Source organism: Sedimentibacter sp. zth1 (assembly GCF_017352195.1).
In the GTDB taxonomy this organism is placed as follows: Bacteria; Bacillota; Clostridia; order Tissierellales; family Sedimentibacteraceae; genus UBA1535.
Map to the genome: position 1 here is coordinate 2,774,923 of NZ_CP071445.1, position 23,233 is coordinate 2,798,155.

The 23,233-nt window shown below is 31.8% G+C and carries 23 protein-coding genes and 2 pseudogenes; 20 read left to right on the forward strand and 5 right to left on the reverse strand.

The window, feature by feature from the left end:
• The first annotated feature begins 21 nt into the window (after positions 1-21).
• From JYG23_RS13205 to eutM, 16 genes are all read left to right on the forward strand, one after another.
• Positions 22-318 carry a BMC domain-containing protein gene (locus JYG23_RS13205; RefSeq protein WP_207236149.1) on the forward strand — a complete coding sequence of 99 codons (297 nt, stop codon included), beginning with the start codon at positions 22-24 and terminating at the stop codon, positions 316-318.
• A 20-nt stretch (positions 319-338) separates the two neighbouring features.
• A complete protein-coding gene (locus JYG23_RS13210; protein ID WP_207236150.1) occupies positions 339-650 on the forward strand; it encodes a BMC domain-containing protein in 312 nt (103 codons plus the stop codon).
• A gap of 59 nt (positions 651-709) precedes the next feature.
• Positions 710-2,236 (forward strand): aldehyde dehydrogenase family protein, encoded by a 1,527-nt coding sequence (locus JYG23_RS13215; protein WP_207236151.1) that lies wholly within the window; start codon positions 710-712, stop codon positions 2,234-2,236.
• A 24-nt stretch (positions 2,237-2,260) separates the two neighbouring features.
• The gene (gene cutC, locus JYG23_RS13220; protein WP_207236152.1) at positions 2,261-4,801 is read left to right on the forward strand and encodes a choline trimethylamine-lyase; all 2,541 of its coding nucleotides are present in this window, start codon (positions 2,261-2,263) and stop codon (positions 4,799-4,801) included.
• Between the two features lie 94 nt (positions 4,802-4,895).
• The gene (cutD, locus tag JYG23_RS13225) at positions 4,896-5,849 is read left to right on the forward strand and encodes a choline TMA-lyase-activating enzyme (protein ID WP_207236153.1); all 954 of its coding nucleotides are present in this window, start codon (positions 4,896-4,898) and stop codon (positions 5,847-5,849) included.
• Positions 5,850-5,864: 15 nt separating this feature from the next.
• Positions 5,865-6,239 (forward strand): BMC domain-containing protein, encoded by a 375-nt coding sequence (locus JYG23_RS13230; RefSeq protein ID WP_207236154.1) that lies wholly within the window; start codon positions 5,865-5,867, stop codon positions 6,237-6,239.
• Complete coding sequence (locus tag JYG23_RS13235; RefSeq protein ID WP_207236155.1) at positions 6,236-6,673, forward strand: EutP/PduV family microcompartment system protein; 438 nt, start codon at positions 6,236-6,238, stop codon at positions 6,671-6,673. The genes JYG23_RS13230 and JYG23_RS13235 overlap by 4 nt, the downstream gene beginning before the upstream one ends.
• Before the next feature lie 13 nt (positions 6,674-6,686).
• Positions 6,687-7,406 carry a cobalamin adenosyltransferase gene (locus JYG23_RS13240; RefSeq protein WP_207236156.1) on the forward strand — a complete coding sequence of 240 codons (720 nt, stop codon included), beginning with the start codon at positions 6,687-6,689 and terminating at the stop codon, positions 7,404-7,406.
• The gene (eutJ, locus tag JYG23_RS13245) at positions 7,388-8,233 is read left to right on the forward strand and encodes an ethanolamine utilization protein EutJ (RefSeq protein WP_207236157.1); all 846 of its coding nucleotides are present in this window, start codon (positions 7,388-7,390) and stop codon (positions 8,231-8,233) included. The genes JYG23_RS13240 and eutJ overlap by 19 nt, the downstream gene beginning before the upstream one ends.
• 12 nt (positions 8,234-8,245) lie before the next feature.
• Positions 8,246-8,548, forward strand: coding sequence for a BMC domain protein (locus JYG23_RS13250; protein WP_207236158.1), 303 nt, complete (start codon positions 8,246-8,248; stop codon positions 8,546-8,548).
• Positions 8,545-8,808 carry a EutN/CcmL family microcompartment protein gene (locus JYG23_RS13255; protein WP_207236159.1) on the forward strand — a complete coding sequence of 88 codons (264 nt, stop codon included), beginning with the start codon at positions 8,545-8,547 and terminating at the stop codon, positions 8,806-8,808. The genes JYG23_RS13250 and JYG23_RS13255 overlap by 4 nt, the downstream gene beginning before the upstream one ends.
• A 36-nt stretch (positions 8,809-8,844) precedes the next feature.
• On the forward strand, positions 8,845-9,522 hold the full coding sequence (locus JYG23_RS13260) for a cupin domain-containing protein (protein ID WP_207236160.1): 678 nt from the start codon (positions 8,845-8,847) through the stop codon (positions 9,520-9,522).
• 21 nt (positions 9,523-9,543) lie between these two features.
• Complete coding sequence (locus tag JYG23_RS13265) at positions 9,544-10,200, forward strand: BMC domain-containing protein (protein WP_207236161.1); 657 nt, start codon at positions 9,544-9,546, stop codon at positions 10,198-10,200.
• A gap of 12 nt (positions 10,201-10,212) precedes the next feature.
• A complete protein-coding gene (locus tag JYG23_RS13270; protein ID WP_207236162.1) occupies positions 10,213-11,805 on the forward strand; it encodes an acetaldehyde dehydrogenase (acetylating) in 1,593 nt (530 codons plus the stop codon).
• A 1-nt stretch (position 11,806) separates the two neighbouring features.
• Positions 11,807-12,445 carry a phosphate propanoyltransferase gene (locus tag JYG23_RS13275; RefSeq protein ID WP_207236163.1) on the forward strand — a complete coding sequence of 213 codons (639 nt, stop codon included), beginning with the start codon at positions 11,807-11,809 and terminating at the stop codon, positions 12,443-12,445.
• Positions 12,446-12,553: 108 nt separating this feature from the next.
• On the forward strand, positions 12,554-12,844 hold the full coding sequence (gene eutM / locus JYG23_RS13280) for an ethanolamine utilization microcompartment protein EutM (RefSeq protein ID WP_207236164.1): 291 nt from the start codon (positions 12,554-12,556) through the stop codon (positions 12,842-12,844).
• A gap of 464 nt (positions 12,845-13,308) precedes the next feature.
• Here eutM and JYG23_RS14935 read toward each other — a convergent pair whose 3' ends face one another.
• On the reverse strand, positions 13,309-13,401 hold the full coding sequence (locus JYG23_RS14935; RefSeq protein ID WP_371818646.1) for a hypothetical protein: 93 nt from the start codon (positions 13,399-13,401) through the stop codon (positions 13,309-13,311).
• Positions 13,402-13,639: 238 nt separating this feature from the next.
• Between JYG23_RS14935 and JYG23_RS13285 the strand changes: the two genes are divergently transcribed.
• Entirely contained in the window at positions 13,640-14,536 is an 897-nt protein-coding gene (locus JYG23_RS13285; protein ID WP_207236165.1) for an HD domain-containing protein, read from the forward strand.
• An 88-nt stretch (positions 14,537-14,624) separates the two neighbouring features.
• Here JYG23_RS13285 and JYG23_RS13290 read toward each other — a convergent pair whose 3' ends face one another.
• Positions 14,625-18,845, reverse strand: coding sequence for a 2-hydroxyacyl-CoA dehydratase (locus JYG23_RS13290; protein WP_207236166.1), 4,221 nt, complete (start codon positions 18,843-18,845; stop codon positions 14,625-14,627).
• A 150-nt stretch (positions 18,846-18,995) separates the two neighbouring features.
• Positions 18,996-19,562 (reverse strand): hypothetical protein, encoded by a 567-nt coding sequence (locus JYG23_RS13295; protein WP_207236167.1) that lies wholly within the window; start codon positions 19,560-19,562, stop codon positions 18,996-18,998.
• A 793-nt stretch (positions 19,563-20,355) separates the two neighbouring features.
• Between JYG23_RS13295 and JYG23_RS13300 the strand changes: the two are divergent.
• Both JYG23_RS13300 and JYG23_RS13305 read left to right on the forward strand, forming a co-directional pair.
• Positions 20,356-20,894, forward strand: a pseudogene (locus JYG23_RS13300) (hypothetical protein); the annotation flags it as partial.
• Positions 20,895-21,136: 242 nt separating this feature from the next.
• The gene (locus tag JYG23_RS13305; protein ID WP_207236168.1) at positions 21,137-21,478 is read left to right on the forward strand and encodes a hypothetical protein; all 342 of its coding nucleotides are present in this window, start codon (positions 21,137-21,139) and stop codon (positions 21,476-21,478) included.
• A 560-nt stretch (positions 21,479-22,038) separates the two neighbouring features.
• Here the strand turns inward: JYG23_RS13305 and JYG23_RS13310 are convergent.
• Entirely contained in the window at positions 22,039-22,218 is a 180-nt protein-coding gene (locus tag JYG23_RS13310; RefSeq protein ID WP_207236169.1) for an H-type small acid-soluble spore protein, read from the reverse strand.
• A 104-nt stretch (positions 22,219-22,322) separates the two neighbouring features.
• Positions 22,323-22,532: pseudogene (locus JYG23_RS14940) on the reverse strand (cold-shock protein).
• Positions 22,533-23,059: 527 nt separating this feature from the next.
• On the opposite strand from JYG23_RS14940, the gene JYG23_RS15065 reads away from it, so the two are divergent.
• Complete coding sequence (locus JYG23_RS15065) at positions 23,060-23,185, forward strand: hypothetical protein (RefSeq protein WP_256440263.1); 126 nt, start codon at positions 23,060-23,062, stop codon at positions 23,183-23,185.
• The last annotated feature ends 48 nt before the right edge of the window (positions 23,186-23,233 follow it).

Consider the following 23,233-nt stretch of genomic DNA (forward strand, 5'->3'; position numbering starts at 1 on the left):
GAAATTTTGGAGGTAAAGAAAATGCGTTATTATGGAGATGAAGCATTAGGGCTAATTGAAACACTTGGCTTAGTGCCTGCATTAGAAGCTGCCGATAAAATGCTAAAGGCGGCAAATGTAGAATTGATATCATATGAAAATATTGGATCAACACTTGTTACTATCATGATTAAAGGTGATGTTGCAGCAGTTAGATCTGCTGTTGAAGCTGGAAAAGAAGCTGCTGAAGCTGTAGGTACGGTTACTGCATACAATGTAATGCCAAGACCTATAAGTTCAGTAGGTGATATAGTTTCAGTACATGATATTGATTTATAGGATTTGAAAGGAGAAATAATATGGCTAGATATGAAGCGATAGGTTTAATAGAAACTTTTGGTTTAGTTTTCGCATTGGAGGCTGCAGATGTAATGTGCAAAGCTGCTGATGTTGATGTAATTGGATATGAAAATGTTGCCTCTGGATATATTTCTGTATTGGTTAGAGGTGATGTAGGAGCATGTAAAACAGCTGTTGATGCAGGCATTAATGCTGTTAATTCAATGGAAGGTGCTAATCTTTACAGTCACGTTGTTATAGCAAGACCACACGAGGATTTAGAGAAGATATTAAAAAGATATTCTTTAAAAGTACAATTAGGAGAAGAATAAAAATTTAGTAGAAGAGTTTTAGGTTTTTAAAGCTAATAAGCCTCGAAAGGAGGATCAACATGAATATTTTTGATAATGATTTGCTTTCTATTCAGGAAGCAAGAATACTTGTTGAAAATGCACATGAAGCACAGATAAGGTTATCATCATTTACGCAAGAAAAACTTGATAAAATAGTGAATGCAATGATAAATGCAGTTGAAAGTAATTTAAAAGAGCTTGCTGAAGTGTCATATCAAGAAACAGAATACGGAAAAGCTTCTGACAAAATAATTAAAGGAAAACTTATCTGTTGTCACTTAAAAGAAGAACTTAATAAGCTTAGATGTGTTGGGGTTATAAGTGAAGATAAAGTTAATAAAACAATGGACATAGGAGTACCAGTTGGTGTTATAACAGCATTTTGTCCATCAACTAGTCCTGTGACGACTACCTTGTATAAAGCAGCAATAGCAGTAAAGTCAGGAAATGCGATTATCTTTTCTCCACACATGAAAGCTAAAAAATCAATGAGCAAAACACTGGAATTAATTATAAGTGTGGCAGAAGAAGCAGGACTTCCAGAAGGAGCGATATCTTATCTTCATACTGTATCAAAAAGTGGTTCTATAGAGCTAATAAACCACAAGTATACAACAATGATAATGAATACTGGTGTTCCAGGAATGCTTGATGAGTGCTATAAATCTGGAAAGCCTGTGATTTACGGTGGAGCGGGTCATGGACCGGCATTTATTGAAAAAACAGCTGACATAAATAGAGCCGCTAAAGATATTATTGACAGTAAGTCGTTTGACTATGGAGTTATGGCAGGATCTGAACAGTGCGTTGTCGTTGACAGTAGCATAGCTAAAGAAGTGCAGTACGCGATGAAAAGCAATGGAGCTTACTTTATGAGTGAAGAAGAAAGCAATAAGTTAGGACAGCTGTTTTTCACAAAAGATGGTTCAATAGAAAGAAATCTTGTTGGTAAATCACCGCAGTTTCTAGCAAAACTTGCAGGTTTTGCTGTTGATAGCTCCGTAAAGGTGCTTGTTTCAAAACAAAAATATGTATCATACGATAATCCGTACTCAAAAGAAAAATTTTCACCTGTACTTGCATATTACATTGAAGCAGATTGGTTACATGCATGCGAAAAATGTATAGAATTGCTTCTTACAGAAAGACAAGGACATACACTTGTTATACATTCAAATGATGAACAAGTAATTAGATTGTTTGCACTTAAAAAGCCTGTTGGAAGAGTTTTAGTAAATACACCTGCTGCTTTTGGAAGCATGGGTGTTACAGCAAATCTATTTCCTGCAATGACTTTAGGTAGTGGTTCTGTTGGCAAAGGTATGACTTCTGATAATGTTTCGCCACTTAATCTGGTTTATGTTCGTAAGGTTGGTTACGGTGTAAGAGAAATAAATCTTGATTGTGGTTGCGAAAACAACTTGGAGTATCAGATTGAAAATTATGAAGCCAGTGAAAAAGGCAGCGCTTCAAGGACTAACATAGTCCAAGAAGAGCGAGAAGAGAAAACTATTGATATTGAATTTTTGAATCAAGTAGTAGAAAAATTATTAAGAGATAAATAACATTTAAGATAGCGAGGGATAAATTTGGATATTAATATTTTTATGAATAAATTTGCTGAAGCTACTAAAAACATGTCTGACGTTGAACGTAATGGACTATTAAAAATGTTTGAAAGTGTTTCAAGCCAAATTACAAAAGAAGATACAAAAGAAGAAAAAGTAGTATGTGAAAACAATTGTGAAGTTCCAAACGGAATAACAGAGCGTTTAGCAAAATTAAAAGAAACATACTTAAAGCATGTACCAACAATTACAACTTACAGAGCAAGAGCTATCACTAAAATAGCAAAAGAAAACCCAGGAATGCCTAAGATGGTATTAAGAGCAAAATGCTTCAAATACTGTTGTGAAACAGCTCCATTGGTAATCCAAGATAACGAGTTAATCGTTGGTGCTCCAAACGGTGCTCCTAGAGCAGGTGCTTTTTCTCCTGATATAGCTTGGAGATGGATGGGTGATGAAATTGATACTATCGGAACTAGAGCACAAGATCCATTTTATATTTCTGACGAAGACAAAAAAATCATGCGTGATGAATTATTCCCATTTTGGGAAGGAAAATCAGTTGATGAGTTCTGTGAAGATCAGTACAGAGAAGCTGGTGTTTGGGAATTATCAGGTGAGTCATTCGTTTCAGATTGTTCTTACCACGCAGTAAACGGTGGTGGAGATTCAAACCCTGGATATGATGTTATCCTTATGAAAAAAGGTATGCTAGACATCATAAAAGAAGCTGAAGAGAAATTAGCAGAGTTAAAATATGAAAATCCTGAAGATATAGATAAAATTTATTTCTATAAATCACTAATTGATACTGCAGAAGGCGTTATGATTTATGCTAAGCGTATGTCTGAATATGCAGCTGAATTAGCAGCAAAAGAAACAAATCCTAAGAGAAAAGCAGAGTTATTAAAAATATCAGAAGTAAATGCTAGAGTTCCAGCTCACAAGCCATCTACATTCTGGGAAGCAATACAGGCAGTATGGACAATAGAATCATTACTTGTTGTAGAAGAGAATCAGACTGGTATGTCAATAGGTCGTGTTGACCAGTATATGTATGATTTATACAAAAGTGACATAGAGAGTGGAAGAATGAACAACTTTGAAGCATTTGAGTTAGCAGGATGTATGTTAATAAAAATGTCAGAAGTTATGTGGATTACTTCAGAAGGTGGTTCAAAATTCTTCGCAGGTTACCAACCATTTGTTAACATGTGTTTAGGTGGTGTAACAAGAGAAGGAAGAGATGCTACAAATGACTTAACATATCTTTTAATGGATACAGTTAGACACGTTAAAATATATCAGCCATCATTAGCATGTCGTATTCATAAGAATTCACCAATTAAATATTTAAGAAAAATAGTTGATGTTATTAGATCAGGTATGGGATTCCCAGCTTGTCACTTTGACGATGTCCATATAAAAATGATGTTAGCTAAAGGTGTTTCTCTAGAAGATGCAAGAGATTACTGCTTAATGGGTTGTGTTGAGCCTCAGAAGGCAGGAAGACTATATCAGTGGACTTCAACTGGTTATACACAATGGCCAATTTGTATTGAATTAGCTCTTAACAATGGTGTGCCATTATGGTATGAAAAACAGGTAACTCCTGATATGGGTGATTTAAGCCAATATAAAACATATGAGCAATTTGATGCAGCAGTTAAGGAACAAATTAAGTACATCACAAAATGGACAAGTGTTGCAACTGTAATATCTCAAAGAGTTCATAAAGAACTTGCTCCAAAACCACTTATGTCAATGATGTACGAAGGTTGTATGGAAAAAGGAAAAGGAGTTGAAGCAGGTGGTGCTATGTACAACTTCGGACCAGGAGTTATATGGTCAGGTCTTGCAACATACACAGATTCAATGGCTGCAATTAAAAAATTAGTGTTTGAAGATAAGAAATATACATTAAAAGAGCTTAATGAAGCATTAAAAGCAGACTTTGTTGGTTATGAAACATTAAGAAAAGAATGTCTTGAAGCTCCTAAGTATGGAAATGATGATGATTATGCAGACTATATAGCTGCTGATCTTGTAAGCTTTACTGAGAAAGAGCACAGAAAATATAAGACACTATATTCAGTATTAAGCCATGGAACATTATCAATATCAAACAATACACCATTTGGCCAGTTAACAGGTGCAACTCCAAACGGACGTAGAGCATGGATGCCTTTATCTGACGGTATAAGCCCTACACAAGGCGCAGATTTTAAAGGCCCTACAGCTATTATCAAGTCAGTTTCTAAAATGTCATGTGAGGATATGAACATTGGTATGGTTCATAACTTCAAATTAATGGCAGGATTACTTGATACAAAAGAAGGAGAAGATGGTATCGTAACATTATTAAGAAGTGCTTGTGCTTTACAACTTGGTGAAGTTCAATTTAACTACTTAGATAATAAAACATTACTTGAAGCTCAGAAACATCCTGATCAATATCGTGACTTGATAGTACGTGTTGCCGGATACAGCGCATTCTTTGTAGAGTTATGCAAGGATGTTCAAGATGAAATCATTAGTAGAACAATGCTAACACATTTCTAAAAATGGTTTCTTAAATTAATGAGTTTTGTGCAGTCTATTAAAGTAAGTTTATCTAATAGACTGCATAGGCTCAAATTAACCGGAGTGTAATATCATGAGTAAAAATAATTTAGGAATACTAGAACGAAAAGCAAGAATATTCAATATTCAGAAATATAATATGTATGATGGTCCTGGCGTTAGAACTATTATATTCTTTCAGGGATGTCCTCTCAGATGTAAGTGGTGTGCAAATCCTGAAGGAATGATGAAAAAAAACAGAATAATGTTTAAAGCAGATGCATGTGTTAACTGTGGAGCTTGTATCAATGTTTGTCCTCAAGGGATCCATAGTATTTCCACTAAAACATTAAAGCATGAAATTGACCGTGATAAAGAGTGTTTAGGATGCCAAGAGTGTGTGAAAGCGTGTAATAAAAATGCTCTCAATATTGTTGGCGAATATAAAACAATATCTGAACTTATAAAAATAATAGAAGAAGATAGAACTTTTTATGAAATGTCAGGTGGTGGTGTAACTCTTGGTGGAGGAGAAGTGTTAATGCATCCCGAAGCAGCTACAAGTTTATTGGTGGCATGTAAGCAAGAGGGTTACAATACAGCTATTGAAACATGCGGTTATGCATCAAAAGAAGTAATTTTACAGGTCGCTGAATTTGTTGATTTATTTCTATTTGATATAAAACATATTGATTCTGAAAAGCACTTTGAATGGACAGGTGTAAGAAACGAAAGAATCATTGAGAACGTTCAAGAATTATTAAAAAGAAAATATAATGTGAAAATAAGAATGCCTTTGCTTAAGGGTGTGAATGACAGACAAGAGGACATTGAGAATGTCGCTAAGTTGCTTCTACCATATAAGGATTATAAGAATTTTAAAGGTGTTGACTTATTACCATATCACAAGATGGGCGTGAATAAATACAAGCAATTAGGTATTGAATATCCTATTAAAGGGGATCTAAGCTTAACGAGTGAAGAGTTAGATAATATAGAAAGCTGGATTAGAAAATATGATTTATCAGTTCAGGTAGTTCGTCACTAGTTATGGAGGTGGATTATGCAGGAATATTATAAAATAGAAACAGAGACCAATGATAAAAAAATACAGCGCATCATACAGGAGTCTGTTCCGGGAAAGCAAATTACTATTTCACATATCATAGCTTCTCCGATGAGAGATATTTATGAAAGACTTGGAATAGAAGAACATGGAGCAATAGGAATACTTACATTATCCCCTTATGAATCAGCTATTATTGCCGCAGATATTGCTACAAAAACATCTGATGTTGAAATAGGTTTTCTTGACCGTTTTACTGGTTCAGTTGTTATAAGCGGTGATGTGGAAAGTGTGGAAACAGCACTGCGGGCAGTAAATGATATTTTAAAAGATATGTTAGGATTTACTCCTTCAACTATAACTAGAACATGAGAAAAAAGAGAATAATGATTATTGGTCCTTCGCGTTGTGGGAAAACAACTCTTGCAAATTTTTTAAATGATAAAGAGGCCATAGCAAGACGTACTGCAGATATAATTTATGGCAAGAACACAATAGATGTTCCAGGAGCTTATATAGAAAATTCTTGGATGTATAAGCATATTATTGCAATTGCACAAGACGCATCGCATGTTTTGATATTGATAGATCAATCAGGAAATAGAGAAGTATATTCCCCGGGGTTCGCTAAACTATTTAATTGTCCTGTAATAGGAGTAATAATAAAAACTGATTTAATGCCAAAAAACAGAGAAAATTGTATAAAGCAGTTAAAACGTATAGGTGTATCAGAGCCATACTTTTTTATCAACAATATTAATCAAGAAGGCATTGAATCACTTAAAAGATATATACTTGTTGAATAAAGGAGACAGGGGAATGATTAAGTTTATAACAGAAGAATATTTAAGGGATATTTACAAAAAACAGCCTTTTGAAACATTTGCATTGAATAAAGGCCAGCGTTTAACTCCTGGTGCAAGTCAGTTCCTTTCAGACAGAAGAATAGCTATTGCAGAAGAAGCTAGAATTGTAAATGATGAAAAATGTAGCAAAAATACTGATACAGAAAAATTAGAATGCAGTTTTAATAAGACAGAAGCGGTTTTACAAAACTCAGTATGTTTAAGTCAATATCAAAAAATTAAGGTTATGTATAAATTAAAAACATTACAATCTAAATTTCTTGTAGTAGGCAATGAGATTTTATCAACTGATATAACTTTAGCTAAGGGAATTTTAAGTCTTGAAAGAAAACTATCAGTTATAGTAAATTCAATATGCAATAATGCTACATTTGATGATATAAATGTTGTTGAATGTTTGGTTATTAGTAAAGAAAATTTCTATAAAAATATGGATGATTGTTTTGAAATTACAGAAAAGCATTTAATTCTTGACAATGCAAATGAAATTTTGAAAATAAACCAGCTAAAATGTGAACTTAGAGAGCTTTTAATATCAATAGAAAAATTAAATGAATGTATAAGTTCAGAGCTGAAAATAAAAATAATTAGAAATATCAACTCAATAATTAATCTGTTATCACAGTTGATATGTTCTGCGATAGGAGGGTGCACATGTCAGAAAAACATATAACTTTTGAATTTTGTGATGAGCTTGTTCAGAGATTTGAGGAAGTAATAGAAAATCCAGTAAAAAGTCAATCAGAAGTATACTATACAGGAGTTGACCTTGGAACAGCGTATATTGTACTTGCTGTTTTAGATGAAAATTATAATCCTGTTGCAGGAGCTTATAGAAATGCTGATGTAGTAAAAGATGGCATGATAGTCGACTATATAGGTGCTGTAAAAATAGTAAAAGAGCTTAAGCAAGAGATTGAAGAAAAGCTTGGTACAGAGCTATTGTATGCAGCTGCGGCTATTCCTCCTGGAACAGATTCACTTGACGGGGGAGCAATTAAGAATGTCGTGCAAGCAGCAGAATTTGAATTAACGTCATTACTTGATGAACCAACTGCGGCAAATGAAGTCTTAAAAATTCAGAATGGAGCAGTTGTTGATATAGGTGGAGGAACGACAGGTATTTCAATATTAAAAAACGGAGAAGTTATTTATGTTGAGGATGAACCTACAGGTGGAACACATTTCTCGTTAGTTTTATCTGGTGCATATAACTTGCCCTTCAAAGAAGCAGATGCTTTCAAAAGGGAGACTAAAAATCATAAAGAGATTTTGCCAGTATTAAAGCCAGTTGTTGAAAAAGTAGCAAGTATAATTAATTTTCATATTAAGGGCTATGATGTAAATGAAATATCTCTTGTAGGAGGTACGTGTTGCTTAACTGGTATTGAGAAAATTATAGAAAAACAGACAGGTGTTTTTACTCACAAACCTAAAAACCCTATGTTTGTAACACCACTTGGTATAGCAATGAGTTGTACAAAAAATATTATTGAATAGAGAGTTTTATATATGGATTATAGAATAATTAAGTCACCATCAGCAGGTACAAGAGAAATTATTAAGAAACGTATAGGAAACAATTGTAGGACTGATATAGACTCAGTCGGTGCAATAGGTCTAGTACAAGGAAAAGTAATTGACATGCTATATGCATCAGATGTTGCTGAAAAGTCAGTAGGAGTTACCGTTGAAGACATAAAGGGAAATTGTCCTCAACATATAACTTTGATTGGTATTTTCGGAGATATAGCTTCAGTAGAGGTTGCGCTGAATGATATAAAAACTAAGTTAGAGGAAGGTAAATCATTATGATAACGGCAAAATTAATAGACAATATATGGGCAACAAGAAAATCAGATTTATTAAATGGTTATAAGTTTATGCTTGCTGAAATAATTGGTGGCATAACTGAAGGTGAGCGTTTAGTAGTGGTAGATATTATTGGTGCCGGAATTGGGGACAGGGTTATAGTAAGTACAGGCTCTTCAGCACGTAAAATGCTTAACAATGATAATACTCCCGTTGATGCTGTAGTTATTGGTATTATAGATGATGATTGCAATTTTATATAACCTTTTTAAATTATAAGATAAGAATGGAGTGAATAAATGAAACAGTTAATAAGCGCAAAAGAAATGCAGAATTTTTCAAAAGAAGGCAAAAAAGTATTTTATGCAGATAAAGATGTTATATTAACTCCTTCAGCTAAAGATATAGCTAAGAATAACGGAATTAAGATTGTGTGCGGACAACAGCCTGCAGAAATCTTAAAACATGAGTGTAAATCAGAGAATGCAAACGAATTTTTGTCAGAAGGATTTGATAAAGATATGCTAACTAAGCTTTTTAAAGCAATGCTAGATAAAGGATTTTTAGAAGAAATGCTTAAAACATTAAGCAACCAAAAAAATCTGCCATATGATTGTGAAACTGATTCTTCAGGACTTAAGGTAGTGAGAGGCAAGACTACTATAATGGATGTATTTGATACAGGAAATCCTGATGCAAAAGTGTACTTCCAAGAGTTAATATCAAAAGATGAATCAAAAATGAGTGCTGGTTTCTTAGTTATAGAAAATTCAAAGTTTGAATGGGAGTTAACTTACGAAGAGATAGATTATGTAATAGAAGGTACATTAACTATCGAAGTAAACGGAAAGACTTATACCGCAAAGGAAGGTGACGTACTATTTGTTCCATCTGGATCAAAAGTAGTATGGGGTTCACCTGACAAGGCAAGAGTATTTTATTCAACGTATCCGGCAAATTGGGCAGATTTATTATAATAATCTGAGGAGGTATGAAGAGTGCAAACACTTGGATTTATAGAAACTAGAGGACTTATAGCTACCATTGAGGCTGCTGATGTTATGACAAAATCTGCTGATATTAAATTGGTTGAAAAAAGTCATATAGGCGGAGGTTTTGTAACAGTTATCATAACAGGTGATGTAGGAGCTGTTAAAACGGCGGTTGATGCCGGTGTTGCAGCAGTAAACCGTTTAGGTGAGAGCCTTTTGATATCCTATCATGTTATACCTCGTCCTCATGATGATATAAAAAATATAATAAAAGAAAATAAAATTGTGATATCTGATGAAATGAAAATATCATTAAATACAGATATTGCAGAAATGTCAAAACAGACAGAAATAATTGAAAATAAAGAATTGACAGAAAATACAAGAATTGATGAAGCTGCAGAAGACGAAAATATAGATTTAGATAATAATGTTCAGAAAAATAAATTTGAAAATATAAGCAAGGATGAAATAGATAGGCTTGTAGAAGAAAAAGGCTTTGAATATGTTAGTGCGATACTGAATAACGTAAGTGTTGTAAAACTCAGAAAACTTGCAAGAGAGTATAAGGACTTTGAAATAACAGGAAGAGTTATTTCAAAAGCAAGCAAAAAAACGCTTATGACAAAATTTAGAACATATTATAAAAATAAATTAAAATGAGGAGTTTAATATATGCAAGCATATGATAAGGATCTTCATTCAGTACAGCAGGCAAGAAATTTAGCCAGACTTGGTAAAGAAGCAGCAAACAAAATTGCAAACTATACTGAAGAACAGATAGACAGAATTATATGCAACATGGTAAGAGTTGCAGAAGAAAATAGTGTTCTTTTAGCACAAATGGCTGTTGAAGAAACAGGATTTGGAAAGGTAGAAGACAAAACTTACAAAAATCACTTAGCATCAAGAACTTTATATGACTATATCAAGGATATGAAAACCATTGGTATTATAAATGAAGATGATGTTAACGGAGTAATTGAGATAGCTGAACCAATGGGATTAGTTATGGGAATCGTTCCATCTACAAACCCTACATCAACAGCTATATTCAAATCAATAATATCACTTAAAGCGAGAAATGCAATAATATTTTCACCACACCCTTCAGCTTCTAAGTGTACTATAAAAGCTGTTAAACTTATGCATGATGCAGCTGTTGAGGCAGGTGCACCAGAAAATATTATCAGTTCACTTGAAGTTTTAACTATGGAAGCTACAAATGAATTAATGAAATGTCCTGAAGTAGGAATAATCATAGCAACAGGTGGACCAGGAATGGTTAAGGCTGCATATAGTGCAGGTAAACCAGCTCTAGGAGTTGGAGCAGGAAACTCACCTGCATATATTGAAAGAACCGCAGATGTTAAAAAAGCTATAAGAAATATTATGGCAAGTAAAACATTTGATAATGGAACAATATGTGCTTCAGAGCAGTCAATCATCTGTGAAGAGTGTAACAGAGAAGAAGTAATAGATGAGTTAAAGAAAAATGGCGGTTACTTCATGAATGAAGAAGAAACTAACAAAGTATGCCAGCTTTTATTTAAAAATGGTCATACTATGAATGCAAAATTTGTAGGTAGAGCAGCACATGTTATAGCAACAGCTGCTGGAATAACTATCCCAGAAGGTACAAAAGTACTTGTAGGTGAGCAGAAGGGTGTAGGAAATGGTTACCCATTATCATTTGAAAAACTTACAACTGTTTTAGGATTCTACACAGTAAAAGATGCTCATGAAGCTTGTGAATTAAGTATACAACTTCTTCAGAATGGAATTGGACATACAATGAGTATTCACACTGAAGATAAAGAGATTGTAAGAAAATTTGCTGCAAAACCAGCTTCTCGTATTCTTGTTAATACAGGAGGAAGTATGGGTGGAACAGGTGCAAGTACAGGATTAGCTCCATCATTTACATTAGGTTGTGGAACTTGGGGAGGAAGCTCAGTATCAGAAAATGTTACTCCTATGCATCTTGTAAATCTTAAAAAAGTTGCTTACGGTCTAAAAGATTGTGCAACATTAGCAGTTAATGATCCAACTTTCAATAAAATTAAAACTGCACATAATTGTACAAATTCTGTAAATGCAGAAAAAATAGTATCTGCATTAGATATGAGCCCAGCACAAATAGCTGCTGCTGCTACTGTTATTGAAAAGTGCAAAGAAGAAATTACTGATAATTCAAATTGCTCTGAAAGCTCAAATGAAATTTTTGACTTAGTAAATAAAATTGTTGCAGCAATGAAGGAGCAGTAAAATGAGTAATTATGAAGATGTAATGAAACTTCTTCTTGAAATGGTTGGAGAGACAAAAAAAGATAATCTAAGTTTAGTTGTTCCGATAGGAATTTCAAACAGACATATACATTTATCAAAACAAGATATGGAAATTCTTTTTGGTAAAGGCTATGAATTGAATAGGCTAAAAGATTTATCACAACCAGGTCAATATGCTTGTAAAGAAACAGTAACAATTTGTGGACCAAAGGGCGCTATTGAAAAAGTAAGAATACTCGGACCTGAAAGAGATAAAACACAGGTTGAAATATTAGCTGGCGACTGCTTCAAGCTTGGGATAAAACCTTATGTGAGACAGTCAGGTCATTTGGACGATACAGCTTCTATAACAATTATAGGACCAAATGGTTCAGTTTGTATAAATGAAGGTGTTATAGTAGCTCAAAGACATATCCACATGAATGCAAAAGATGCAAAAATGTTTAGCTATAAAGATGGTCAAACAGTAACAATTAAAGTAAGTGGTATAAGAGGCGGTACTTTCGATAATGTGATAGTGAGGGTAAGTGAAAATTACTATACTGAATGTCATATTGATACAGAGGAAGCAAATGCTTTAGGTGTAAATTCGTCTACAAAAATAGAAGTTATTAAATAAAGTAATTTGTTTAAAACAAATAATACAAGCTGAAATGCTAAAAAATAAATAAACGATAATATTAAATTAAAATATATTATAAATTTAAATAATTTGGAGGATTTTAAAATGAAATATGATGCATTAGGAATGATTGAAACTAAAGGTTTAGTAGGAGCTGTTGAAGCAGCAGATGCAATGGTTAAGGCTGCAAATGTATATTTAATTGGAAAAGAATATGTAGGTGGTGGACTTGTAACTGTAATGGTTAGAGGAGATGTAGGAGCTGTTAAAGCTGCTACTGATGCTGGTGCTGCTGCTGCTCAGAGAGTTGGAGAATTACTTTCTGTTCACGTAATTCCAAGACCACACTCAGAAGTTGAAATTATACTTCCAGCTACAAAAGATGCACAAAAATAATAAAGTTTTGTATTAAACAATTAAAATTTAATTTAACAACAAAGGCTAAGTCAAAAAGTGACTTACCCTCAGCTTGTCGAAAAAGTCTGCTTCAAAAAGCAGACTTTTTTGTTTGCCATGCAGGTGGAGGAACTGAAAAATGTTTTAAGATGTTTAAGGAATCACTCCCCGATAATAATTTTGTCGGAGAAATAGACTTTATTAATCCATTAAAAAAAGATAAAAAACAAGAAGCATTCTAGTTTGCACTTCAACTTCTTCAAAATGGGACAATGAATGTAATTGAACTCTTTTCATATGTTTTGACTCCGTCGTTAAACCAAATGCAATGCTCTCTTCAGGATAAACAAAATGAATAAATAAAGAGAAAATATTTCAGAAAGAAGTACATAAAAACAAAGTTATAGAAATAATCAAATATATAAAAAAAGAAGAATTAGCAGCAAAACTTTTAGAATTAAATGCTATAACATATAGCGATATAGCAGGCCTATGTAATGAACGTTTGCTTCAATTGTTGCAAATTTAACTTCATTAACATCAAATATATCTTTAATTCTAAGTTGCTCTAAAAGCTCGCTAAAAGTAAATTAACTTTTTTTAGATTTTCTGCTAATACTTTTCCATTAAAATAAATGAATATTCAAGTAGTTATTTCAAATAATATAATTAAATATAGATAAACAACTTCAACTATAAATTTATACAAGTCCATAGCTCGCTAGTGCCAGAGATTTTGGAAATGAACAAATTAAGTTTTCGTAATGTATATCTATAATTGGAGGTATTATAATAATGAAAAACTTATATTCTAAAGATATTAAAAAAGATGAGAAAAGAAATATTTCATTAATGTTAATGAAAAAAGTTTTCAGAGAAAATGAAAAAACCATTGCTTACTTGGGTGATAAAACTGGTGAGGTTAAATCTGAGATTATAGATGAGAACGATGAATTGCTAGTGGGTGATGTACTAGAATTGGTAGGTATTTTGGATAGAATCTTTGTTGTTGAGAGTTATAAAAAAATATTGGAATATGATGTAGAAGATTACTTATCATGTATTGAAAGGCCTATAGAAGAAATTATGGATGAGATTAATCTTATTACCAATCGAGAAATTATTAGTAAAGAATGTAAAGCTCTTAATGATTATTTTTTTAATGATTCAGATTTTCTTAATAAATTCAAAAAAGGTATAGCCGGTGTGCGTCAACATCATAACTATAGGGGTGGTTTGGCTGAGCATACATTAAACGTAATGTATTTGTCTACGATCTTAGCTAAAAGATACGAATGTAACAATAGAGAGATTACAATACTCGGAGCTAAGCTTCATGACATAGGTAAAATTGAAGAACTCTTTGTTGATGGTCCTTTTTCTTATACTTTGCGTGGAGAAATTGAAGGACACATAGTCATTGGAGTTTCTATGCTTGAGGAAGCTTTTAAAGCTGAACCAGAATTGTATAATGAAGATTTCAAAGAAAGAATGAAAGGTTGTATCATCCAACATCATGGAAAAATGGAATATGGCTCACCAAGACAATTAAATATGGAAGAAGCCTACATTGTACATTATGCCGATTATATAGATGCAACTATGAACAAGATTTCACAAATAAAAAAAGATGTTGCTCCTGGAACTTGGTCTGAATATGATAGAAGGATAGGTACAAAACTCTATCTTTAATGTATGAATTCAGTCAAAATGCTGTTTTCATAAAAGGTAAAAGCGAGCCGAATAATTTATCGGCTCGCCTATTTAAAATTATACTCATTTACCCAAGCTTTTTGAATGCTACTGTTAGCATAAGCTTGATTCTATTAAGTTGATTTACTTGGCTTGCTCCTGGGTCATAATCTACCGCTAATATGTTTGAATTTGGAAACTCTTGTCTCAATGTCCTTATCATCCCCCTACCAGTGACGTGGTTAGGTAAACATGCAAATGGCTGCATACAAATAATATTTTCAACTCCACTTTCTAATAGTTCTACCATCTCAGCTGTCAAAAACCATCCTTCTCCAGCGTGATTTCCTAGTGAGAGAATTTTCTCTGCACCTGCTGCAAGCTGCTGAATAGTTTTTGGATTTTCAAATCTCCTACTTTTTTCTAGAGCATCTCTCGCATATTTTCTAAATGATTCTACATATTTAATTGCTAAATTACCTGCTAACGCTTTGAATTTACTTTTGCCTAGATATTTACTCTTAAAGTTTGAATTAAATACACTATATAAAAAGAAGTCTATAAGATCAGGCATTACAGCTTCTCCGCCCTCTTTTTCAATAATTTTTACAATCTGATTATTAGAATAAGGATTGAATTTAACAAATATTTCACCGATCAATCCTATTTTGGGCTTTCTACTATGTTTTAAAGGTAAATTATCAAAGTCTTTCACAATACCACTTATGATTTCTTTAGATTTAAATAACTTTCCAGTAGTTATATCTTCAATACAAGCCTGCTTCCATTTAGCATGTAATTCTTCTGCAGAACCTTTCACTATCTCATAAGGTCGAGTTCTATAAATTAATCTCATAAAAAGATCACCATATAATATTGACATAATCATTTTGTTTAGCATAGGAAGGGTAATTTTAAAGCCTGGATTTTTTTCTAATCCTACAGCATTTAGTGATATTACTGGAATATGCCCCATACCAGCATCCTGCAACGCTTTCCTGATAATTGCTATATAGTTTGTAGCTCTACATACACCACCGGTTTGAGAAATAATTACTGAGGTATTATTGGGATCATAGTCTCCATATTTCAAAGCAGTGATAATCTGTCCTACTACTATTATTGATGGGTAACAGGTATCATTATTAACATATTTTAAACCTTCTTCTATAACTCTATCATCTACTTTAGGAAGCACCTTGAAATTATATCCACAACTTTTAATTGCTTCCTCAAGTAATTCAAAATGGATAGGAGACAACTGAGGAGAGAGAATAGTATGCTTTTTCTTCATCTCATTCGTAAACAAAACTCTTTTCCAATGTTCATTCATAGGTTTAGGTTTAATGTGATTTTTTTCTCGTTCTTCAATAGCTGCTTTTAGTGATCGAAGCCTTATTCTAGCAGCACCCAGATTATTCACTTCATCAATTTTTATTAGTGTATATAATTTATTGTTGTTTTCTAAAATTTCGGCAACCATGTCTGTTGCAATTGCATCTAAACCACATCCAAATGAGTTTAGCTGAACTACCTCAAGATAATCAAGCTTACTTACAAAAGAGGCTGCTGCATAGGCCCTTGAATGATAAGTCCACTGGTCAACTACTCTTAATGGACTTTGAATATTTCCTAGATGAGCAACTGAATCTTCTGTGAGAACAGCCATGCCTAAATTATTAATAAGTTCAGGAATGCCATGATTTATTTCAGGATCGATATGATATGGTCTTCCACAGAGGACAATTCCTTTTTTGTTACTTCTTCTTAAATATTGAAGAGTTTCTTCTCCTTTTTTCCTTATATCTTCTTTAAACCTCTCATTTTCGTTCCATGCTAAGGAAAGGGCTTTGTCTATTTCATTTTTTCTAAAACCATGTTCCTTAAAAGTATCGTAAAGGACTTTTGCCAATGCATTTTTATTATCTAAAGTAACAAAAGGATTTATGAATTTAATGTTTTTCTCTTTTAAAACTTCCATATTGCTTCTTATTACTTCCGGGTATGATATTACTAATGCACAATTCAAACTATTATCACTGTGATTAAATTCTTTTTTTTCATAAAAAACACAAGGATAAAAAATCATATCTACTTTACTCTCAACAAGACTCATTATATGGCCGTGAACAAGTTTTGCTGGGTAGCAGGCTGATTCAGATGGTATAGTTTCCAGCCCTTTTTCATATATCTTCTTATTACTTCTTGGAGATATTTCGACTCTGTAACCAAGCTCCGTAAGGAAAGTGAACCACAGTGGATAATTTTGATATATATTCATTACTCTTGGAATACCTATAACTGCCTTAGATTTCTCTTTTGGTAATGGCAGATATTTGAACAATCTTTCATACTTATATGCGTACAGATTAGGAATATCCTTTACTTCTTCTAACTTTCCGCTTCCTCTCTCGCACCTATTACCACTTACAAAACTACTTCCATCATCAAACCTATTGATAGTAAGTAAGCAATTATTCACACATCCATTGCATCTTTTATGATGAACTTCACTTTGAAATTTATCTAACTTTTCTCTAGTTAAAAGACCGCTTTTTTCACCCTCCACAGACCTCTCTTTTGCAATTAAAGCACACCCATAAGCTCCCATCAAACCTGCAATGTTAGGTCTTACTACTTCTCTTCCAGATATGAGTTCAAAACTTCTCAGTACCGCATCATTAAGAAAAGTGCCTCCTTGAACAATAATTTTTTTACCCATCTTTTCTGGATTCTTAATTTTTATAACTTTTTGCAGAGCGTTATTTATAAGAGAATATGATAGTCCAGCAGATATATCCCCAACTGTGGCTCCTTCTTTCTGCGCCTGCTTAACTCTTGAGTTCATAAACACAGTGCATCTAGAACCAAGATCAACAGGTTCCTTTGCAAGAAGAGCCTTTCTACTAAACTCGTCAATTGTTAAATTCAATGATTCAGCAAATGTCTCAACAAATGATCCACAACCAGAAGAACAAGCTTCATTGAGCATTATATTCTCTATTACTCCATTTTTAACCTTCAGGCATTTCATATCCTGACCACCGATATCTAATATAAACTCCACACCAGGCAAAAATCTTTCAGCAGCCTTATAATGAGCAATAGTTTCAATCTCCCCAATATCAATTTTTAAAGCAGTTTTTATTAATCCTTCTCCATAACCGGTTACTACAGACTTAACTATTTCTGCTTCCTTTGGAAGATTATTATACAAATCACTAATTATGTATACAACTCTTTTAAGAGGGTTTCCTTCATTACTACCATAATATGTATACAATATTTCATGATTTTCTCCTATAAGAACAACTTTTGTGGTGGTTGAGCCCGCGTCGATGCCTAAAAAACACTTACCTTTATACTCTGACAGTTCAACTTTTCTTATTTTTTCCTTTGAATGTCTCTTTCTGAATTGGTTTAATTCTTCTTCATCAATAAACAATGGTCTTAATCTTTTTACTTCATTTTTATTACTCTTCCCTAGATTATCTAACCTATCGTATAGTTCTTTAAATGTTAAAGGGTTACTTTTTTCTGAAGAAATAGCTGCGCCTAATGCAACAAAGTAATGTGAATTTGAAGGAAATAGAACATTTTCATCTGTTAAATTCAAAGTTTCAATAAATCTCTTTCTTAATTCTGAAAGAAAGTATAGTGGGCCACCAAGAAATGCAACTTTACCTTTAATTGGCCGTCCACATGCAAGACCACTGATTGTTTGAGTCACTATACTTTGAAATACTGATGCTGCAATATCTTCCTTAGCAGCACCTTCGTTTAAAAGGGGTTGAATATCACTTTTAGCAAAAACTCCACATCTTGCTGCTATAGGGTAAATATTTCTATGGTTCTTTGCTAATTCATTTAAGCCACTTGGATCTGTTTTAAGCAAAGATGCCATCTGATCTATAAATGCTCCAGTGCCTCCTGCACAAGATCCATTCATTCTCTGTTCTACTCCATTTTTAAAATATGTAATTTTGGCATCTTCTCCACCTAGTTCTATGGCTACATCTGCACTATTAATAAACTTTTCAACTGCTAAACTACAGGCAATTACTTCTTGAATAAATGGTACATCTAGCCATTCAGAAACTGCTAAACCGCTAGATCCAGTTACCTTAAATGTTATACATTCTTGATTAAATATATTATAAACTTCCTCAATGAGTTCTTTTACACTATTTTTAATATCAGAAAAATGTCTCTTATATTTACTGTAAAGTGTCTTTTCATTTTTATCTAGCACTACAATTTTTATTGTTGTTGATCCAACATCAAAACCTACATGCAACATATCCTTCATATCTCTACCTCTTTCTAACTAATTTGATATAGTTTAAGCACCGATAGATATTCTTACCATTTTTTTGAATCTTATTACTAAATGTTGAAATAAAAAAAAGCGTTAGCATATGCATTTTGCAATCTGATAGCACCTATCTATATTATTAGCTTACTTATTAGTAAAAGATATTTTCCTAAATGCAGCCAAAATGCCTGCTAAAGTTGCTCCAAATATATTAAACATTAAATCTAAATTAGTATCTACTTGACCGTGTTGGTTTTTAGTTTTAAATATAATATCTAAAATAAATTCTAAATTTTCAAGAAAAACTCCAACAGTAATTCCAATAGATGTTATAAGAATAAAAATAAATATCTTAGATCGTGAAAAGAAACTAGCAGTTGAATCCATGATTGAATAACAGAAAAGCGAAAGTGAAAAAGTTCCAAATACATGTAAAGCTTTATCAAACCAATTTGTAGTTATGTAAAGGTTAAGGTATTGCCCAAATGAGTTATGTAATATTGCTGTTATAATAACTAATGCCTTAATATAATTTTTTACCTTAAATTTCTTTTTATTTTCAAAATAAATAAAAAGTAAATAACTAAGATATATTGGTATTAAATTATAAATAAAATGATGTTCCTTTTTCAGTATAAAGCCGATTGCAGTTAGAAACATAATTATTGAGAAGTAAATAGTCAAAAGTTTTGAAATGTTGTTTTTTTTCATGAAAAATACCTTTCATATTTTATTTTCTTTATTTTCTTTGAATATTGAAACAATAATAACAAAAAAGTTAATGATATGAAGTGAAATTTAAATCATCATTGTTATCACAAAAATATTAACAAAAAATTGTTTATATATATTATTCCCAAAATTTAATTTTAAATTATGAATAATTGATCAAATTAATAACATTATTAGTCAAGTTTATTGCCTCTGGAGTGTTCTTAAAATAAGTTTTAATAAAAATATTAAAAATAGGAAAATATATGGGTTGAAGATAAAACATGAAAGGATGAAACCTATGTATAAACCTGGATACTTAAAATTACTTGAAAGCGGTGAATTAGAGGAAAGAGTTAATCTTCTATATTTAAAGGAACGGTTCTTTTTGTTTGACGGGTAAACAAAAGGAATAAATAAAGAGAAAATATTTCAGAAAGAAGTACATAAAAATAAAGTAATAGAAATAATCAAATATACAAAAGAAGATAAGCAAGATAATATTGAAAATATAGTAAATAATACAATTGAAAATTTTGCAAATGAAAACCAAATTACAGATCAAGTTCAATTTTACAGATAAAAAAAGAAGAATTAGCAGCGAGACTTTTAGAAAAGTATTGTTTTAAATTGGATGGGAGATTAAGAGAACATTATTGGATTAATAAAAATAAATATGACCAGCTTATTTATTCTATTCTTAGAAATGAATGGATTAAGTAATGAGTATTTAAATTATTCAAAACATTCCTACATTATGAACTATAGAGTAAATTAAAAGGAGGACAAATGTATGAATAATATTGTTAATAGTGAATCCTTTGAAAAAGTTGAAGCGATCAATAAAGGTTGGTTAAATGATAAGAAATATTACGTAGAAACCTCAGAATATAAGAAACTACTTCTGCGAGTAGCGGAAAGAGTGTATATTCCCTTCTTTCATGGTGTATTGGTGAAGATGCTGAAGTTGTCCTACCGCGTCTTTCAGAAACCGAGCAATATGTGCTTGGAATAAAGTCTGGTGAAATGCTTAGAAAAATTCATTCTATCCCTGCATCCAAAGAACAGGAAGAATTTAACCGTATTGTATGGAGTGCAACGGTCAGTCCTCATTTTGCAACAGGGCAAATCAATGGTTATTTTGACGGTAGACCCCCTATTGAGTTTTTCAAGCTGTTAGCATTTTACATTTCGGGTAATACACTTTCGTCAATTTATTGGGCAATACAGTTTGGTGAAAAAGAAATTTCAACAATGAAAAATCAAGCAAAGAATGTACTGTCATGGTTTGACAATATGAACAATCCTGTGCCAACTTGGTATTTGCAGGAATTTTATATTCAGTACATAGACAATGTCCCGTATAAACTGAAAGCTGTTAGCAATGATCGAAGCCAACGGCAACAATCCATACGACAGTTTATAGTAGAATGGAATATAGCCAGAATGTAAAATATGAAATGTTTTACACAGCCTAACTCTGTATTTTTATCATACCACAAACAACAATTTTCTTATTTTACGTCGCAACAGTAAAATCATACGGTTTAAATGTAGTTAAGGAGAATGTCAATATGAGTGAAAAAATTCCATATATTTTAAAACCTTTGTTATATGAATATGAATCAAATTTAAAAAAGTATTTTGGAAATAAGATATTTGGCGTATACCTTTATAATTCTGTGACTTGGTGGACATTAAAATATAATGGAATACCTATAAATAGTCCGAATGTTAAGTGGGATAATATTGTAGAAACAATGAATTATAATTTAAATAGTTATTGGAAAAAGAAATTGTATGAAAAAGACATATTCTTATCAGATGAATGGATTGAGTTTGCTGTATTGACATTATGTAGGATATTATACACACTTGATAATAAAAGCATAACTACGAAAATTCAATCTGCATAATATACAGTAGAGATAATCCTAAAGAATATAAATTAATTGTTGAAGAGGCTATAAAAATTAGAAAAAACTCTTGTGATAAATCTTTATATGAGACAGAATTTGAAAGGGAAAATGAATTAAAATGTTTTATGAATTATTTAATAGATTATTGTAATAAAGAATATAATTTGGTAGCAGAGAATTTACTTTGAATATTTGAATGAAGTTGTTACTTTCAGGGAAAAAAACATTTAAGGTTCCAAAGTGGCTGAAGGATTTAATTAACGAGTAAAGGAAAAGGTGAAAGGGTTAAATTTTTAAGAGCAGGGGTAGAATTTCAGGATTAGGCTATATAACGTGTGTTTTATATAGAGATATTATTTTTTTGATATTTTAGTTTACCCCCCTGTTAGAATAAGTATAAACTTTTTGGCAAAAGTATAAACAAATCGGCGATACTAATACAATTTAGCGTAAGTAAGTCATTTAAATATTTGTGGTGCATCCAATATTACCATAGCTGAATTTGTTAACAGCCTCCTATTAAAAGAAGGCTGTGAAAGCTTTTATTCCATTATATTTTATTTCTCTACTAAATTATTTAATGATACTTCTTGTTTGTTATCTGGTTGGTTGATGAAGTGGACTTGTGCTGTATTATTATTTTCGTTAATAGTTTCAATATAAACTTGCATACCATTATAGCTTACGTTAATCATATTTGGACTAGAAATAATATCCTTTATACGTTGTTTATTCAATATAGATACCTCCTTATTAATGTGAACAATTATATTATTCGCATTCAAATCAAGATTTATTATTTATTAGAAAATGATAGTTTATGGAAAAAATCTTTTATAGGCTATGATTTCTGAATATTTGTTGTCATAGGTCCCTTTTCAGTTTCTTGAATATCAAAAGTAACACTTTCACCTTCATTCAAATCTTATTCAGGACCTTGTTCTTTAATTTGCAAATGATGAAAGAATACATCATTTCCTCCATTACAAGATATAAAGCTATATCCTTTTTCAGTATCAAACCATTTAACTGCACCAGTTACTTCAGCCATAAGTTATTTCCTCTCTATTTTAATTATTACTAGATAGTATTTATTAAATTCAAGATTTTAATACCTTGAAAAATAAGGAAATTATATTTTTTTTAGAGGATAATTTTAATTTGCGTATAACTGTATCTCGATTTTTTTATGTAGCTTATTTGAAAATTATGGTATAATTTGATATGAAGAAATAAATGGTATGATTTTATTAGTTAGATAAAGAAATGTAACAAATATATTTTCAATATCTTTAATAATTATAGCTAATGCAAAGAAAAATTTTTATGATTGCTAAGGTTTACCTATCAATTATATGTGCAAAGACGTTGTAATTAAAATAATATCAGTAAACAATTGAAGATAAAGTTCAATCTATGAATTCAAATTAACATGGAATTTTAGGGGACGGTTCTTTTTATTTGACAGATAAACAAGAGGAATAAATAAAGAGAAAATATTTCAGAAAGAAGTACATAAAAACAAAGTTATAGAGATAATCAAATATATAAAAGAAGAAATTAAATGTTAAATATGCAATGTATTATAATAAATATGAAGACAGAAATGGACGTATGTTTCAAGATAGATTTAAAAGTGAAGCAGTGGAGGACGATAATTATTTAATAGGTGTGTTGATATATATATATATAATAATACCATAAAATCAAAATATTTGAAACAAAGAAACAAAAATATGAATAAAGTCAAAT

Coding starts and splice junctions, on each gene's coding strand:
- JYG23_RS13205 (WP_207236149.1), top strand. CDS start 22: ATGCGTTATTATGGAGATGAAGCATTAGGGCTAATTGAAACACTTGGC.
- JYG23_RS13210 (WP_207236150.1), top strand. CDS start 339: ATGGCTAGATATGAAGCGATAGGTTTAATAGAAACTTTTGGTTTAGTT.
- JYG23_RS13215 (WP_207236151.1), top strand. CDS start 710: ATGAATATTTTTGATAATGATTTGCTTTCTATTCAGGAAGCAAGAATA.
- cutD (WP_207236153.1), top strand. CDS start 4,896: ATGAGTAAAAATAATTTAGGAATACTAGAACGAAAAGCAAGAATATTC.
- JYG23_RS13230 (WP_207236154.1), top strand. CDS start 5,865: ATGCAGGAATATTATAAAATAGAAACAGAGACCAATGATAAAAAAATA.
- JYG23_RS13235 (WP_207236155.1), top strand. CDS start 6,236: ATGAGAAAAAAGAGAATAATGATTATTGGTCCTTCGCGTTGTGGGAAA.
- JYG23_RS13240 (WP_207236156.1), top strand. CDS start 6,687: ATGATTAAGTTTATAACAGAAGAATATTTAAGGGATATTTACAAAAAA.
- eutJ (WP_207236157.1), top strand. CDS start 7,388: ATGTCAGAAAAACATATAACTTTTGAATTTTGTGATGAGCTTGTTCAG.
- JYG23_RS13250 (WP_207236158.1), top strand. CDS start 8,246: ATGGATTATAGAATAATTAAGTCACCATCAGCAGGTACAAGAGAAATT.
- JYG23_RS13255 (WP_207236159.1), top strand. CDS start 8,545: ATGATAACGGCAAAATTAATAGACAATATATGGGCAACAAGAAAATCA.
- JYG23_RS13260 (WP_207236160.1), top strand. CDS start 8,845: ATGAAACAGTTAATAAGCGCAAAAGAAATGCAGAATTTTTCAAAAGAA.
- JYG23_RS13270 (WP_207236162.1), top strand. CDS start 10,213: ATGCAAGCATATGATAAGGATCTTCATTCAGTACAGCAGGCAAGAAAT.
- JYG23_RS13275 (WP_207236163.1), top strand. CDS start 11,807: ATGAGTAATTATGAAGATGTAATGAAACTTCTTCTTGAAATGGTTGGA.
- eutM (WP_207236164.1), top strand. CDS start 12,554: ATGAAATATGATGCATTAGGAATGATTGAAACTAAAGGTTTAGTAGGA.
- JYG23_RS13285 (WP_207236165.1), top strand. CDS start 13,640: ATGAAAAACTTATATTCTAAAGATATTAAAAAAGATGAGAAAAGAAAT.
- JYG23_RS13290 (WP_207236166.1), bottom strand. CDS start 18,845: ATGAAGGATATGTTGCATGTAGGTTTTGATGTTGGATCAACAACAATA.
- JYG23_RS13295 (WP_207236167.1), bottom strand. CDS start 19,562: ATGAAAAAAAACAACATTTCAAAACTTTTGACTATTTACTTCTCAATA.
- JYG23_RS13305 (WP_207236168.1), top strand. CDS start 21,137: ATGAGTGAAAAAATTCCATATATTTTAAAACCTTTGTTATATGAATAT.
- JYG23_RS15065 (WP_256440263.1), top strand. CDS start 23,060: ATGTATTATAATAAATATGAAGACAGAAATGGACGTATGTTTCAAGAT.